Annotated in this window: 15 protein-coding genes and 2 rRNA genes; 6 read left to right on the top strand and 11 right to left on the bottom strand. The window is 63.7% G+C overall.

Annotated features, from left to right (window positions below):
• Positions 1-13: 13 nt before the first annotated feature.
• Entirely contained in the window at positions 14-2,371 is a 2,358-nt protein-coding gene (locus BM341_RS12335; protein ID WP_089796379.1) for an AsmA family protein, read from the bottom strand.
• Positions 2,368-2,820, bottom strand: coding sequence for an acetyl-CoA sensor PanZ family protein (locus BM341_RS12330; RefSeq protein WP_089796378.1), 453 nt, complete (start codon positions 2,818-2,820; stop codon positions 2,368-2,370). Before BM341_RS12330 ends, BM341_RS12335 begins: the two co-directional genes overlap by 4 nt.
• 187 nt (positions 2,821-3,007) lie before the next feature.
• On the opposite strand from BM341_RS12330, the gene hisB reads away from it, so the two are divergent.
• The 4 genes from hisB to hisF all read left to right on the top strand — a co-directional run bounded on the left by hisB (position 3,008) and on the right by hisF (position 5,877).
• Positions 3,008-3,601, top strand: a complete 594-nt coding sequence (gene hisB / locus BM341_RS12325) for an imidazoleglycerol-phosphate dehydratase HisB (protein ID WP_089796377.1) — start codon at positions 3,008-3,010, stop codon at positions 3,599-3,601.
• 31 nt (positions 3,602-3,632) lie between these two features.
• Complete coding sequence (hisH, locus tag BM341_RS12320) at positions 3,633-4,274, top strand: imidazole glycerol phosphate synthase subunit HisH (protein ID WP_089796376.1); 642 nt, start codon at positions 3,633-3,635, stop codon at positions 4,272-4,274.
• A gap of 76 nt (positions 4,275-4,350) precedes the next feature.
• Positions 4,351-5,100 (top strand): 1-(5-phosphoribosyl)-5-[(5-phosphoribosylamino)methylideneamino]imidazole-4-carboxamide isomerase, encoded by a 750-nt coding sequence (hisA, locus tag BM341_RS12315; RefSeq protein ID WP_089796375.1) that lies wholly within the window; start codon positions 4,351-4,353, stop codon positions 5,098-5,100.
• 3 nt (positions 5,101-5,103) lie between these two features.
• The gene (hisF, locus tag BM341_RS12310; RefSeq protein WP_089796373.1) at positions 5,104-5,877 is read left to right on the top strand and encodes an imidazole glycerol phosphate synthase subunit HisF; all 774 of its coding nucleotides are present in this window, start codon (positions 5,104-5,106) and stop codon (positions 5,875-5,877) included.
• Positions 5,878-5,899: 22 nt separating this feature from the next.
• Here the strand turns inward: hisF and BM341_RS12305 are convergent, their stop codons facing one another.
• Together BM341_RS12305 and BM341_RS12300 are read right to left on the bottom strand one after the other, a co-directional pair.
• Positions 5,900-6,490 carry a YjaG family protein gene (locus BM341_RS12305; protein ID WP_089796371.1) on the bottom strand — a complete coding sequence of 197 codons (591 nt, stop codon included), beginning with the start codon at positions 6,488-6,490 and terminating at the stop codon, positions 5,900-5,902.
• Positions 6,491-6,532: 42 nt separating this feature from the next.
• The gene (locus BM341_RS12300) at positions 6,533-6,826 is read right to left on the bottom strand and encodes an MGMT family protein (protein ID WP_089796369.1); all 294 of its coding nucleotides are present in this window, start codon (positions 6,824-6,826) and stop codon (positions 6,533-6,535) included.
• 59 nt (positions 6,827-6,885) lie between these two features.
• On the opposite strand from BM341_RS12300, the gene BM341_RS12295 reads away from it, so the two are divergent.
• Positions 6,886-7,581: a type 1 glutamine amidotransferase gene (locus tag BM341_RS12295; protein ID WP_089796367.1), complete on the top strand. Its 696-nt coding sequence runs from the start codon at positions 6,886-6,888 to the stop codon at positions 7,579-7,581.
• 17 nt (positions 7,582-7,598) lie between these two features.
• Here the strand turns inward: BM341_RS12295 and mnmH are convergent, their stop codons facing one another.
• The 5 genes from mnmH to BM341_RS12270 all read right to left on the bottom strand — a co-directional run bounded on the left by mnmH (position 7,599) and on the right by BM341_RS12270 (position 12,742).
• Positions 7,599-8,717, bottom strand: a complete 1,119-nt coding sequence (gene mnmH, locus BM341_RS12290) for a tRNA 2-selenouridine(34) synthase MnmH (RefSeq protein ID WP_089796366.1) — start codon at positions 8,715-8,717, stop codon at positions 7,599-7,601.
• Positions 8,714-9,751 (bottom strand): selenide, water dikinase SelD, encoded by a 1,038-nt coding sequence (gene selD / locus BM341_RS12285; protein WP_089796364.1) that lies wholly within the window; start codon positions 9,749-9,751, stop codon positions 8,714-8,716. Before selD ends, mnmH begins: the two co-directional genes overlap by 4 nt.
• Positions 9,752-9,815: 64 nt before the next feature.
• A complete protein-coding gene (gene radA / locus BM341_RS12280; protein ID WP_089796362.1) occupies positions 9,816-11,192 on the bottom strand; it encodes a DNA repair protein RadA in 1,377 nt (458 codons plus the stop codon).
• Positions 11,193-11,287: 95 nt separating this feature from the next.
• Positions 11,288-11,737 (bottom strand): copper resistance protein NlpE N-terminal domain-containing protein, encoded by a 450-nt coding sequence (locus BM341_RS12275; protein WP_089796361.1) that lies wholly within the window; start codon positions 11,735-11,737, stop codon positions 11,288-11,290.
• A gap of 111 nt (positions 11,738-11,848) precedes the next feature.
• Positions 11,849-12,742, bottom strand: coding sequence for an AEC family transporter (locus BM341_RS12270; protein WP_089796359.1), 894 nt, complete (start codon positions 12,740-12,742; stop codon positions 11,849-11,851).
• 122 nt (positions 12,743-12,864) lie between these two features.
• Between BM341_RS12270 and hisC the strand changes: the two genes are divergently transcribed.
• Positions 12,865-13,920 (top strand): histidinol-phosphate transaminase, encoded by a 1,056-nt coding sequence (gene hisC / locus BM341_RS12265; protein WP_089796357.1) that lies wholly within the window; start codon positions 12,865-12,867, stop codon positions 13,918-13,920.
• A gap of 152 nt (positions 13,921-14,072) precedes the next feature.
• Here hisC and rrf read toward each other — a convergent pair.
• Together rrf and BM341_RS12255 are read right to left on the bottom strand one after the other, a co-directional pair.
• A 5S ribosomal RNA gene (gene rrf, locus BM341_RS12260) occupies positions 14,073-14,188 on the bottom strand.
• A 75-nt stretch (positions 14,189-14,263) separates the two neighbouring features.
• Positions 14,264-14,354, bottom strand: a 23S ribosomal RNA gene (locus tag BM341_RS12255); the annotation flags it as partial.

Here is a 14,354-nt window from a genome sequence, read left to right as displayed (position 1 = left end):
ACAAATCTTGTGCTCAGTTGAAAAGACCCCGCAGGGCATCGCGGAGCTCCCCACCCGCCTCCTCGCCAATACGCTCGTCGAGCCCCTCTAGGGCGCCTTCGAGGCGCTGTTCAGCTTCCTCACCGGCACGCTGCGAGGCTTCGTTACGCAAGAACTCGGCCAGCGTATCTTGCAGCGCCCCGCGGTCGAAACGGCACCACTCGCTATTGTCGCCGCTCAGGCTGCCTTCACAGCGCACCGGGAAAGGCACCCGCTCGAGACGCGGATTCACTTCGCAGGCAGCATCGGCGGTATTCACGAAGCGGGCCGCGGCGCGCACGTCGAACTGCTCGCTGACGATGTCGAGTTGCCCTTCACCCCCCACTTCGATGCCGGGAATCGTGACGGTCAGATCGTCGCTCTCCACGGTGCCGTCACGGATCACGAAGCTCGCCTCGGCGCGATCGAAACGGGTGTCCTCGCTCCACTCACGGCTGGTCTGCTCGCCCTCGAGGGTCGCGACGGCGCTGCACAGCACTTGGGACACGTTGGTCTCGAGAATGGCGCCTTCCTCCAGGCGAGCCGCCAGGTTGCCGCTCAGGCTGCGCTTGAGCTCAGCCAGGACATTACCTCGGGCGCCGAGATCGCCGTCCATCGACAGACGACCACGCAGCGGCGGAGACTGTTCGCCCAGCGCCTCGAGCAGCGGCTCGAGACCTACGCGCGAGAGCCGCGGAGACAGCGACCAGCGCAACGGCGCTTCACGCAGGTCCAGCTCGCCACTGGCCGCCAGCTCGCCCTCGTAGAAGCTCGAGGCGAAATCGACCAACCGTTGGCGGCCGTCACTGCCGGATAGCGTCAGCTGGACATCCAGAAACTCCAGATCCATCAGTTGAAGCTCCGCGAGGCGCAGTTCACCTTCCAGGTCGAGCGCCGCCAACCATTCGTCGGGCACCAGGGCGCCCGACGGCTGCGCATAGGCCCGCTCGATACCCGGCAAGGAAGGCACTCGTGCCGTGTCAGCGTTCGGCTCGGCGGGTGGCAGATACGTATCGAGGTCGAGGCTATCGCCCTCCAGATCGAAATCCAGTGACTCGCCATCGAAAGCGGCTCCCAGGCGACCGGTGAAAGTACTGTCGTCCAGTACGAGGGTTAGTCCGGTCAAGTCGAGACGTTCCAGATCCCCTTCATAGGGGCTGGTCAGCGCCACGTCACCTAGTGCCGAATCGCTGGCCATGTTGGGCAGCATATCGAGCCGAGTCAGCCAGGGGCGCAGCGACAGTGGTGCCAGGTTCATCTGGCCACTGTAGGAGAGTGCGTCGAACAGCTCGGTCACCTTGAGTGTACCGCTGAGCTCCAGACCATTTTCCCCGGTCAACTCCAGCTCGCGGAACTGGGCCACCTGTTCCGCGAGGTCGGCATCCAGCTCGAAGCCCAGTGACAGCGGCATGGGCTTCTCACCCAGGCGCGGGTGGTGCAGGCTGACGTCGAGCTTGGCCTCCTCGAGTTGCCAGCGATTCTCGGCGACATCAATGATCATCTCGCTGCTCTGCAGGTTAGCCTGCTGCTCGTCGACGTATTCACCAAGGCGAGTGGCGCTGGTCAGGTTGAGGTCCTCGAGCACATAACGCTCCTCGGCAAGCCCTAGGTCCACCCGGCTCTTGAAAGCGACATCGCTCTCCAGCTGCGGCTCGAGCGCCTGCTCTTCCGAGTCGAGTTCATCAAACAGGAAAGCCTTGAATGAGGCCTCGAGCGGGAAGGGACCGCTGGGATTGACGTTGCTGCCGCCGATATCGAGGCTGTCGAGCCGCCACTCCTGGTTCGCCTGCAGATCGCGGAAGCGAACCTCACCGTCACGCAGTCGGACGCTGGCGATATTGAGTGCCACGGCCAGCCGGCCCTCTTCAGCGTCGCCCTCGGGATTGGGGCCAGCGCTGGCCGGCGACAGGGCTCCTTCCGCCTCCTCGCTGCGTTCGGAGAGCCGCTCGACCAGCACTTCCCAGTTGCCACGCCCCTGCTCGTCGCGCTCCAGATTCAGCCGCAGGCCGTCCAGCGTCAGGCCATCGATGGCGATCTCACCGCGCAGCAATGGCGTAAAGGAGAGGCTGACTTCGGCATGGTTGAAGGCGGCAAAATGGGTTTCTTCCTCGATTTCCTGGTCTGGCAGCCAGGCCTCAGCCTTTTCCACCCTGACACCCAGGCGCGGATAGAATGACCAGCTCAGCGGGCCCTCGAGCGTCAGCTCAAGGCCGCTCTGCTCGCGGACCACTTCGATCAATCGGGGCTTTAAATCCTCGGGATCGAAGAAGGTGGTGACATAGATCACCGCCCCGACCATCACCAGCGCGAGAATGCCGACCGCGGCCAGCAGGGTCCGCAAAATCCGTTTCATTCACTATCTCCCTTGCCTGGAAGGTTGAGTTCGAAATAATCACCCGCCGGGGTCAGCCGATAGCCGAGCCGGGAGAGCAGCACCTGATCGGCCACGGGCAGCTGTGAGGCAAATACCCGCATCCAGCGTCCCTGGAGACTCGCTGACTCGCCGACCAACGCCAGCAGGCGTGATCCGACCCCGCTACGTCGGGTCGACTTGCGAACGCACAGGTGCGAAAGCCACCAGGCCTCGCCACTGTCCTGTACCGCCACGGCGCCTAGCAAGTGCTCGCCGAACCGGGCACAGAAATAGAAATGCCCGGCAAACAGGTGTTCATGGATGAAATCATCCACCGGCAGCGGTAGTCGCTCGCTGGGAGCGTCGGCATAGATGCGGGCGAGATCGAGCCTGGCCTGGGGATCGGCCTCCCAGGCGCTCCGGTCGAGCTGCTGGAGTGTCACCGGCATGTGTGGACCTCCCTGGCCATGAAGCGGACCGGCCAATACTGAATGGGGCGCATTGTAGCGGATGGGGCGGGCGATTCTCTATAATGGCAGGCTCGCGGCGTCAGGCACAGCTGTCAGTCGCCGTGCTACTTATTCCGGTGCAGGCATCGGTTACCTATGACAAGCGCCATAGCGCTGGAGCCCCGACATGTCCGAGCGTATCGCGACGATCATCCGTGACACCACCGAAACCCGGATAACGGCGACAATCAACCTCGATGGAGAGGGTCGCCTGACATGCGATACCGGTGTGCCATTCCTCGATCATATGCTCGATCAGGTGGCCCGCCATGGGTTGATCGATCTGGACATCACCGCATCAGGCGATCTGCATATCGACGATCACCATACTGTCGAGGATCTGGGCATTACCCTGGGCCAGGCCTTCGATCAGGCCATCGGCGACAAGCGTGGCATTTATCGTTACGGGCACGCCTATGTTCCGCTGGACGAAGCCCTGTCGCGGGTCGTGGTAGACTTTTCCGGGCGACCGGGACTGTTCATGAATGTCGAATTCACCCGCGCCGCCGTCGGTCGGCTGGATACCCAGCTGTTCCGGGAGTTCTTTCAGGGCTTCGTCAATCATGCCCGGGTCTCTCTGCATATCGACAATCTGAAGGGCGACAATGCCCACCATCAGGCCGAGACCGTTTTCAAGGCGTTCGGCCGCGCGCTGCGCATGGCCGTGACACAAGACCCGCGCATGGCTGGGCAGATGCCCTCTACCAAGGGTTGCCTCTGAGCACACCGAACGATCACACGAGGAGCGCTTCATGACCATTGCCGTCATCGACTACGGAATGGGCAACCTGCATTCTGTCGCCAAGGCACTGGAGCACGTCACCCACGAGAACGTGATCATCACCCGCGACCCCCGCTGCATCCGCGGCGCAACGCGTCTGGTGCTTCCCGGCCAGGGGGCGATTCGCGACTGCATGGGCGAGTTGGAGCGCACCGACCTGCGCGGCCTGGTCCAGGAACTGCTCGCCCGCCAGGACAAGCCGCTGCTCGGTATCTGTGTCGGCCAGCAGATGCTGCTGGACCGCAGCGAGGAAAATGGTGGCATCGACTGCCTGGGGTTCCTGGCCGGCAACGTAAAGCGCTTCCCGGCCGATATGCGCGACGATCACGGCCACCGGCTGAAGGTGCCGCACATGGGCTGGAACCTGGCTCACCAGCACCATGCCCACCCGCTCTGGAACGGCATCGACCAGGACGAACACTTCTATTTCGTCCACAGCTATTATGTAGCGGCCGCCGACGATGCCACGGTGTTCGGCAGCACCGACTATGGCCGAGTCACGGCTCATGTGGCCATCGGTCGCGACGCCACCTTTGCGGTCCAGTTCCACCCGGAAAAAAGCTCTCGTGCTGGCCTGCGCTTGCTGGAAAACTTCGTGAACTGGGCGCCCTGAACGGCGCTGCTCTTTACAGGCACCCGAGGCCGCGCATTTACAGGCGCCCGAGACCGCGCCAACCAAGGACACTGATATGCTGGTAATTCCCGCCATCGATCTCAAGGACGGCAAGTGCGTGCGTCTCAAGCAGGGCCGCATGGACGACGCCACCACCTACGGCGATGATCCGGTGGCCATGGCTGCCCGCTGGGTGGAAGCTGGCGCGCGTCGCCTGCACCTGGTCGATCTCAACGGTGCCTTCGAGGGCAGCCCGGTCAACGGCGAGGCCGTTACCGCCATCGCCCGCGCCTGGCCTGAACTGCCGATTCAGATCGGTGGCGGGATTCGCTCCGCCGAGACGATCGAACATTATCTCGCGGCAGGCGTCTCCTACGTGATCATTGGCACCAAGGCCGTCAAGGAACCCGAGTTCGTCGGCGAGATGTGCCGCGCCTTTCCCGGCCACGTAATCGTCGGCCTGGACGCTCGTGACGGCTATGTGGCTACCGACGGCTGGGCCGAGGTCTCCACCTTGAAGGCGACCGACCTGGCCAAGCGCTTCGCCGACGACGGCGTCTCCAGCATCGTCTACACCGATATCGCCCGCGACGGCATGTTGTCCGGCGTCAACGTCGCAGCCACCGCCGAGCTTGCCCGCGAAGGCGGTTTGCCGGTGATCGCCTCGGGCGGCGTCACCAACCTCGATGACCTGCGCGAATTGGTCGCCACCGGCGAGCCGGGCATTCTCGGCGCCATCACCGGGCGGGCCATTTATGAGGGCTCGCTGGACCTGGCCGCCGGCCAGCGGCTATGCGATGACCTCGTCAACCGGACCGGGAGCTGAACTATGGGACTCGCCAAGCGCATCATCCCCTGCCTCGATGTCGACGCCGGCCGCGTGGTCAAGGGTGTCAACTTCATCGGCATCCGCGACGCCGGTGACCCGGTGGAGATCGCCCAACGCTACAACCAGCAGGGCGCCGACGAGATCACCTTTCTCGATATCACCGCCAGCCACGAGGATCGCGACACTACCGTGGAGATGGTCGAGCGCATCGCTGGCGAGGTGTTCATTCCGCTGACCGTGGGCGGCGGCATCCGCAGCTGCGACGACATCCGCACCATGCTCAACGCCGGCGCCGACAAGGTATCGATCAACACCGCGGCGGTGACCAACCCCGATTTCGTCCATGAGGCGGCCGAGCGTTTCGGCAGCCAATGTATCGTGGTGGCCATCGATGCCAAGAAGGTGTCCGCCGAGGGCGAGCCGGACCGCTGGGAGATCTTCACCCATGGCGGACGCCGACCCACCGGCCTTGACGCCGTGGAATGGGCGAAGAAGATGGTCGACTACGGCGCCGGCGAGCTGCTGCTGACCAGCATGGACCGCGACGGCACCAAGGTCGGCTTCGACCTGGGCGTGACACTGGCGATCAGCGAGGCCGTCACCGTGCCGGTGATCGCCTCAGGCGGGGTCGGCAATCTGGATCATCTGGTCGAAGGGGTGACCAAGGGTGGGGCCGATGCCGTACTCGCCGCCAGCATCTTCCATTTCGGCGAGTACACCATCCCCGAGGCCAAGCGCTACATGGCCGAGCGCGGCATCGAGATGCGTTTATAGGGTCAGTCGGCCGAGAGAGCCCTCAGTCGGCCGAGAGCCCGAGGTTGCTGACGCCCTCGTTGCGCCCCAGGCGGCGCAGCGCCTTGAGCGACTCGCGATCGAAAGGCCCCTCCACCGCTTCCAGCACGGCCTCCTGGAAATCAAGCTCGTCCGCCATCAGCGGATGTCGGCGCACCAGTTCACCGAGTCGCTCGGCATCGTCCTCGCCTTCGGTCAGCTCGATGAAGGCGCGCACCCCGCCCCTGGAGACACGGCTGACCTCGAACACGGCGTCGGGCGCATCACCACGCAAGGTATCGAGCAGCGCGGAGAGGGCCACGACGGCGTCCAGCGCTCGGCGGGCACCGAAACTGTCGTCGCCCGCGGCGGGCTCCAGCTCGGCCAGCTTATCGGCCTGACGATCGAAGTCGATATGGGCCTCCTTGACGGCCAGACGCTCCCAGACCAGATCGAGGATCGCCCTCAGCCCGGTGGGATTACCATCGCCGCTGTTCTCGGCAAAGAGCATGTAGTTTGGCTGCAGCCGCTCGCAGAGTGCGGCCATGAATGCCTGCTGGCGGCGGCTGTCAAGCTGGCGCAGCCGTTGAAAAAAGTCACGACGATCCTCAATCATGAGACGCTTCCCCGCCTGGAATATCGAAATGGGTGATGGCCCTCAAGGCCATAGGTGCTCGGCCGGCACGCGACCCAGCGCGTCGAAGATCACGCCTTCCGCGACCAGTCGCTGGCGCTGCTCGTCGGCACCGCCATGGTCGGCAAGCCGACGCGAGGCGGTGATCACCCGAAACCAGGGCAGGTCGTGGCCTGCCGGCAGGTCGCGCAGCGCTCGCGCCACCAGCCGCGGCGTGCCGCCCTCGGTCATCGCGGCAATGCGTCCGTAGGTGGTGACGCGCCCGGCGGGAATCTCGGCCAGGATGGTCAATATCTGTTCTCGCAGCGCCGGCTTCATGTACCCTTGCGCTCCCTTGTCATGTCGTTCCTGCCATCTCATCAACGGCGAGGTCACCGATGCATCTTCATCTGCTCCAGCATTGCCCTCATCAAGGACCGGCCCGGCTCGCCGACTGGTTGACCAGCATGGGCCACAGCCACACGGTGTTCTATCTGCATGCGGGCGAACTGACGCCGCGCCTGGCCGATTGTGACGCCCTGGTCGTGCTCGACGGACCGCTCGCGATCGATGACGCTGCCGCCCTCTCCTGGCTGCGTCAAGAGCGCAAGCTCATCGAACGCGCGCTGGACAGCAGCAAACCCCTACTCGGCATCGGTTTCGGCGCCCGGCTGATCGCCGAGGCGCTGGGAGCGGTGGTGGCCCGCGGCACCATGGCCGAGACCGGCTGGCACCGGGTGGACCTCGCCCCGTTGAGCCCCGTCGACCTGCCCGACACCTTCGAGGCCTTCATGTGGCACCGCGACGTCTTCGCGCTCCCCGACTATGCGCTGGCGCTGGGCCGCAGCGAGGCGAGCCCATTGCAGGGCTTCACCTGGGACGACGGCCGGGTAGTCGCCCTGCTGTGCCACCTGGAAGCGACCGCCGCGAGTGTCACTGCGCTGCTCGACCACCAGCCGGCGCCCCTCGGCAGCGACACCAGCCCCCATGCCCAGGACAGCGCGGCGATGCTCGACGATCCGAAGCGCTTCGACCGCCTCGCCCCGCTGCTTGATCGAGTACTGAGTCAGTGGCTGCGCAGCACCGCGTCCTGAGCGCGTCGCAGTCATATTCAGGCCGGCAGCGCCACTGCAGGGATGCGTCTCGCCTCGTGCGACCAGTGGCGCACCGCCTCGAGACAGCTCTCCCAGTCGCCCACATGCAGAAAGCGGCGCTCGGTGTGCTTTTCCAGCTGATGGCGATAGAGAGGATCGTAGTATTCGGTTAATAGCGGCGCGAGCCAGGCCTCGTGAGCCTGTCGATTGCCGCGCTCGTGCTCACGAAAGGCCAGCGCCTGCAAGCGGGAAAGCCGTGCCAGGCGCGCGCTGCCCAGGCGCTTTCGCAGCCGGCCCAGTGCCGTTGCGAGCTGCTTGCGCATCAGCGCCCAGCCCAGCCAGTCGCCATACTGGGCCCGATAGATGTCCCAGAGATCGTCGATGTAATCCTTGCGGATCTGCTCGAGCCGCCAGTCCAGCGGCATTTCGATGCGAATCCGCGGAGCTCTGACCATCCCTTCCCAGAAGCGCAGCGGAATATTGGCCGCACCAATGTGGCGGGATTCGTCCTCAACTACCAAAGGCCCCTCTAGGTCCAGCAGGCCTCGTCCGACGCTGTGTTCGAAGTCGATCTGCGACGGGGCGGGTAGCGGATGACGCCCGAAGGCCGAGCCCTTGTGCCGCGCGCAGCCCTCCAGGTCCAGGCCATTTTCCAGCTGCAGGATTAACGCCGTCTTGGCGCAACCGGTCAGCCCGCTCACCACCAATAATGGCTGCTCCGCGGCGGCATCGATGCGCTCACACAACGCCTGACGCACGGCCTTCCAGCCGCCGCGGATCCGCGGGCGCGTGATACCCGCCTCCGCCAGCCACTGCTGCGATACCTGGGAGCGCAGCCCGCCCCGAAAGCAGTAGACGACCGCGTCGGGATGGGCGTCGAGCAACTTCATCCAGGCGGCGACGCGCTGCTCCTTGACGGCGCCACTGACCAGCCGCTTGCCGAGTGCGATGGCGGCGTCCTGGCCCTGCTGCTTGTACTCGATGCCGACCCGGCGACGCTCGTCATCGTCCATCAGCGGCAAGTTGATCGCCCCCGGCAGGGCACCCTGGCCAAACTCAACCGGAGCGCGAACATCAATCAGTACTCGATTCTCGCGCAGCAGCTCCAGGTCAGGCTCGATCAGCGGCAGGCTCATCCGCGCACCGTGATCAGGGCCGGGCCGTCGGGTCTGACGATTTCGCCGAAGGGCACGAGATCGATACCGTGCTCGCGACCGATACGCTCGACATCGTCCTCCCAGGAAGGATGTACCGAGAGCAACAGGCCGCCGGAGGTCTGGGGATCGCATAGCCACTGCCAGTGCGCCTCATCCATTGGCGGCAGGCTCGTCCCCAGCGCATCACGATTGCGCCGGGTACCACCGGGGACGGCGCCCTGGCGTCGATAGGCCTCGGCCTCAGCCAGACGCGGCAGGCGCCGGAAATCGATATGCGCCGCCACGCCACTGGCCTTGCAGATTTCGGCGAGATGTCCAGCCAGCCCGAAACCAGTGACGTCAGTCATGGCATGCACACCTTTCACCCGGGCGAGCTCGATACCGATGTCATTGGGCTCGAGCATCGTCTCCCGGGCGAGGCCCTGATGGCCCGCCTGGATCAGCCCCTGTTTCTCTGCCGTGGTCAAAAACCCAATGCCCAGCGGCTTGGTCAGGAACAGCATGTCGCCGACCTGCGCCCCCTTGTTGCGCTTGAGATGCGACAGATCCACCAGGCCATTGACGGCCAAGCCAAAGATCGGCTCCGACGACTCGATCGAATGACCGCCGGCAAGCGCCACACCCAGCTCACGGCACACCGCCTGGGCACCGGCCACCACATCGCCGGCAATATCGGCGTCCAGCTTTTCCAGCGGCCAGCCCAGGATGCTCAGCGCCATCAGCGGCTTGCCGCCCATGGCGTAGACATCACTGATGGCATTGGTGGCGGCGATGCGGCCGAAATCGAAGGGATCATCGACGATGGGCATGAAGAAATCGGTGGTAGCGACCATCCCACGACCATCGCCGAGGTCGTAGACAGCGGCATCCTCGCGGTCCTGATTGCCGACGACGAGGCGGGCATGGTTAGCGCCCGGCCCGGCCTTGGCCAGGATGCCGTCGAGCACGTCGGGCGCGATCTTGCAGCCGCAGCCGGCTCCCTGGCTGTACTGAGTCAGACGTATGGCGCTCATGTCGTTCTCCTTGGCAACAGCATTTCTGTCAGTCTACAACATGCCTTGCGGTAATCGGGGATAGTCACAAGGCCTCCAGGGCATCGGCGAGCTTGTCCACAGCGATGACATCCATGCCGGCGGGAGGGCGTTTGGGCGCATTGGCGCGAGGCACGATCGCCCTGGTAAAACCGTGTTTGGCAGCCTCGACGATACGCTCCTGACCGCTGGGTACAGGGCGGATCTCGCCGGAAAGCCCGACTTCGCCGAACACCACCAGTTCACGCGGCAACGCGCGGTTCTGCAGGCTGGATACCACTGCCAGCAGCACGGCGAGATCGGCGCTGGTCTCCAGCACCTTGACCCCGCCGACCACGTTGAGAAAGACATCCTGATCCCCGGTGAAGAGCCCACCATGACGATGAAGCACCGCCAGCAGCATAGCCAGGCGGTTGGGGTCCAGCCCCACGGCGACGCGGCGCGGATTGCCCAGTGCGGAATCGTCGAGCAGTGCCTGCACCTCCACAAGGATCGGTCGCGTGCCTTCCCAGACCACCATCACCAGGCTGCCGGCACTCTGCTCCTCGTTGCGCGAGAGAAAGATGGCACTAGGATTCTTTACCTCGCGCAGGCCCTGCTCGAGCATGGCGAAGACACCCAGCTCGTTGACCGCCCCGAAGCGGTTCTTCTGGCCGCGCAGGGTGCGAAAACGCGAATCGGCCCCGCCCTCGAGCAACAGCGAGGCATCGATCATATGCTCGAGGACCTTGGGGCCTGCCAGGGTGCCGTCCTTGGTGACGTGCCCCACCAGCAGCAGCACGGTGTTCGACTGCTTGGCGAAGCGGGTCAGGGCGGCTGCCGATTCCCGCACCTGCGCCACGCCCCCCGGGGCCGAGGCGATATCTTCCAGGTGCATGGTCTGGATCGAGTCAATCACCAGGATGTCCGGCCGTTCACGCTCGGCCACGGCAAGAATGGTTTCGACACTGGTTTCGGCCAGCATCTTGAGTCCGTGCGTTGGCAGCTGCAAACGATTTGCCCGCATCGCCACCTGGGAGAGCGATTCTTCGCCGGTGACATAGACGACGCGGCGCGCCTGGGCCAGCTTGCAGGCAGTCTGCAGCAGCAGCGTCGACTTGCCGGCGCCGGGATTACCTCCCAGCAACACCGCCGACCCCGGGACCAGCCCGCCGCCCAGCACCCGATCGAACTCATCGAAAGTCGAGGAAAGCCGGGGCACTTCGGTGAGATCGACACTGCCTAGGTCGACCACTTCTCGCGACAGGTCGCCGGCATAGCCGCCACGTCCGGCACTGACAGTTGCGGCCCCACCGGGGCGCGAGGCCGCCAGGCGCACCTCGCTCAGGGTGTTCCATTGCTGACAGCTGTTGCACTGTCCTTGCCACTTGCGGAATTCGGCGCCGCATTCGGTACACACGAAGGCGCTTTTCGCTTTGGCCATACGCTGCTCTCGTTACGGATACGGCGCCTATTCTAACAGCACCAGAAACGACGAGGGCGGCCCGAGGGCCGCCCTTGCATGCCAACGAACAGCCGTTACTGGCGCTGCAGTTGGAGCATGTCGTTGTTCTGGAAGCGTCGACGCTGAGGGTCGATCAGTTCCAGGGTATCGGTATCGATACGCATGAAGTAGTAGATCTGGCCATCGCCATCGGGCGTGAGCTCGTAGACGGTCGCGTCGGGGTTTTCAGCCGTCCCGCTCAGCACTTCCCAGTTGCCGGCGTAATTCTCGTCGGGTGGGTCTTGCGGGTGGTTACGATAGGTGGCATCCAGGGTAAACGTCCGATCTTCCGGCGCAGAGGACTCATCACCGGTCATTTCGACATTAATGTCGATACCGTCGCAGTTGCGACACGGCAAGGTGCCCTGATAAGTCGCTTGCGGCTCGGCCATCTCAGGGGCCGCTGCCTGCTCACCGGGTCCAGCAGCACAGCCGGCCAACAGGGCGATAAAGGCCGACCCGGCCAGCAACGTTCTGATTTGCATGTAGCTCCTCCTAAACAATGGGCCTAACACCGTAATCCACGGCTGACTGATTGATAGCATACTCTCTCACGCCTTCAGCGGACAGCATCGGCTCCCGGGCGTTCCATGCGATCACACGCCTGAATGAACGTAGACGAATACCAGCCCTAGTACCACCGGCATCACTATCAGACTACCAAGATTGCCAATCAATACCAACGACGCCACGGTATGCGGCTCCTGACGATATTGTTCGGCCACCAGGTAATTGAGCACCGCCGGAGGAAGTGCCGCGAAGACCCAGAGAGAAGCCGCCTGCAGGCCGCTCAGATCCAGCAGCCAGATCATCGGAGCCGCCAATACCAGACCCGACAGTGGGCACAGCAAGGCGCCCAGCAACCCGGTCTTCCAGTCGCCGAAGTCGATGTCCAGCATTCGCACTCCCAGCGCGAAGAGCAGCAAGGGAATACAGACCCCGCCGAGCATGTGCAACGCCTCAAGCAACCAGCCCGGGAGCGAAAGGCCACTCAGGTTGACGGCAAGCCCAGCGATGCTTGCCAGCACGATGGGCATGCGCAGCAAGCGCCAGAGAGAAGTGCCGGGCCTGAGCATGTAGAGCCCCACCGAAAAGTGCAGCAACATCTCGACAATGAACAGCACGACGGCTGCAGGCAGCGCCGACTCACCAAAGGCGAGCAGCAACAGCGGGATACCCATATTGCCGGAATTGTTGAACATCATCGGTGGCAGGAAGGTTTTGGGGGTCAGCTTCAGCCACGTTACGACCGGCCAAAGCACGAGGCCCGAGCCCAGCACGACCACCACGCCGCCCAGGGCCAGCTTGGCATACTCTTCCAGCGGCGCTTGTCCGTCGGCAAGCACGGCGAACACCAGCATGGGCACGAAGAGTTCCATGTTGAGTGTGTTCAGTCCGCGTATGTCGGGCGTACGAAAGCGGCCATAGAGCGTCCCGCAGCCGGAGATAAGAAACACCGGCAGCAGGGTCGCGAGAATTTGGGCGGTCATGAACAGATCCAGTGAATTCGCATGCGGGAAAAGGCCGTTATCCTAGCACGTCAGTCGCTTGCGCGGTCGCGTCGCACCGGTCACCATGGCTGTATAACCCCCGTGCCATCTAGCGAGAAACCATGAGCAAGTTCTGGAGCCCCGCGGTTCGCGAGCTGACGCCCTATGTGCCTGGTGAGCAGCCCCGCGAACGCCTGATCAAGCTGAATACCAACGAGAACCCTTATCCGCCGGCATCCGGCGTTGGCACTGTCCTGCGGGATTATCCCGTCGATCATCTTCGGCTTTATCCCGACTCAGAGTCTCGCGCCCTTCGCGATGCGCTGGCGGCAGATTTGGGGGTCGAACGAAAGCACGTGTTCGTCGGCAATGGCTCCGATGAAGTGTTGGCTCTCGCCTTTCAGACCTTCTTCTGTCAAGCCAGGCCGCTGGAAATGCCAGCCATTTCCTACAGCTTCTATCCTGTCTACTGCAAGCTTTACGGCGTCGAGCGCCGCACTCACCCACTCGATTCGCAATGGTGCGTCGATCTCGATGCCTTCAGCGCCGATGCCGGCGGCATTATCTTCGCCAACCCCAATGCCCCTACCGGCCACGGGCATGGGCGTGACGCCATCGCCGGGCTGCTGGAACGGGCCAAGGAGTCGGTCGTGCTGATCGACGAGGCTTACGTCGATTTCGGCGGCGAGAGTGCAGTACCGCTGATGGCTCGTTTTCCTAACCTGCTTGTCACCGGCACTTTCTCCAAGTCGCGCAGCCTCGCCGGCCTGCGGCTGGGGTATGCGGTGGGGTCTCAGGAATTGATTGAAGGTCTCGAACGGGTAAAGAATTCCTTCAACTCCTACCCCGTCGACAGCCTGGCCAGTGCCGTCGCCATTGCCTCCCTCGATGACGTCGAACACTTCGAGGCCTGCCGCGAGGCGGTAATCACGACACGCGAGCGCACTCGGACTCGCCTCGAAAAACTGGGTTTTCAAGTATTGCCGTCCCAGGCCAATTTCATCCTCGTCAACCATCCTCAATTCGACGCGGCGCAGCTATTCTTAGGACTGCGCGAGCGCGGCATCCTGGTCCGCCATTTCAATACAGACGTATTGCGAGACTACCTGCGCATCACCATCGGCACCGATGATGAGATGGACAGCCTGGTAGAGACGCTTGAGTTGCTGTGCGGCTAATTTCTCGGTTCAACACAAACACTCTCGTCTCAAACACAAACGCCAACCTGAGGGCTGGCGTTTGTGTTTACAATTATTGCACTGCTCGGCCCATTTCCTTCCATGCACACGCAGACCCCCGCGCCTTGTGGGCGCGGGGGTCGGGATAGGGTGCCTGACGATGACCTACTCTCGCATGGGGAGACCCCACACTACCATCGGCGCTGAGCGGTTTCACTGCTGAGTTCGGCAAGGGATCAGGTGGTTCCCGCACGCTGTGGTCGTCAGGCGAAAAGCGGTGAATCATGCTGGCGTGATACGCCGGGCGTTCCGGCGCGCGGGTCGCAGACCCCTTGGGTGTTATATGGTCAAGCCTCACGGGCCATTAGTACACGTTAGCTCAACGCCTTGCGGCGCGTCCACACCGTGCCTATCCACCAGCTGGTCTCGCTGGG

Source organism: Halomonas korlensis (genome assembly GCF_900116705.1).
GTDB classification, from domain to species: Bacteria; Pseudomonadota; Gammaproteobacteria; order Pseudomonadales; family Halomonadaceae; genus Halomonas; species Halomonas korlensis.
Note: the sequence above shows the minus strand (reverse complement) of the source record. Positions and strands in the feature narration are given on the sequence as shown.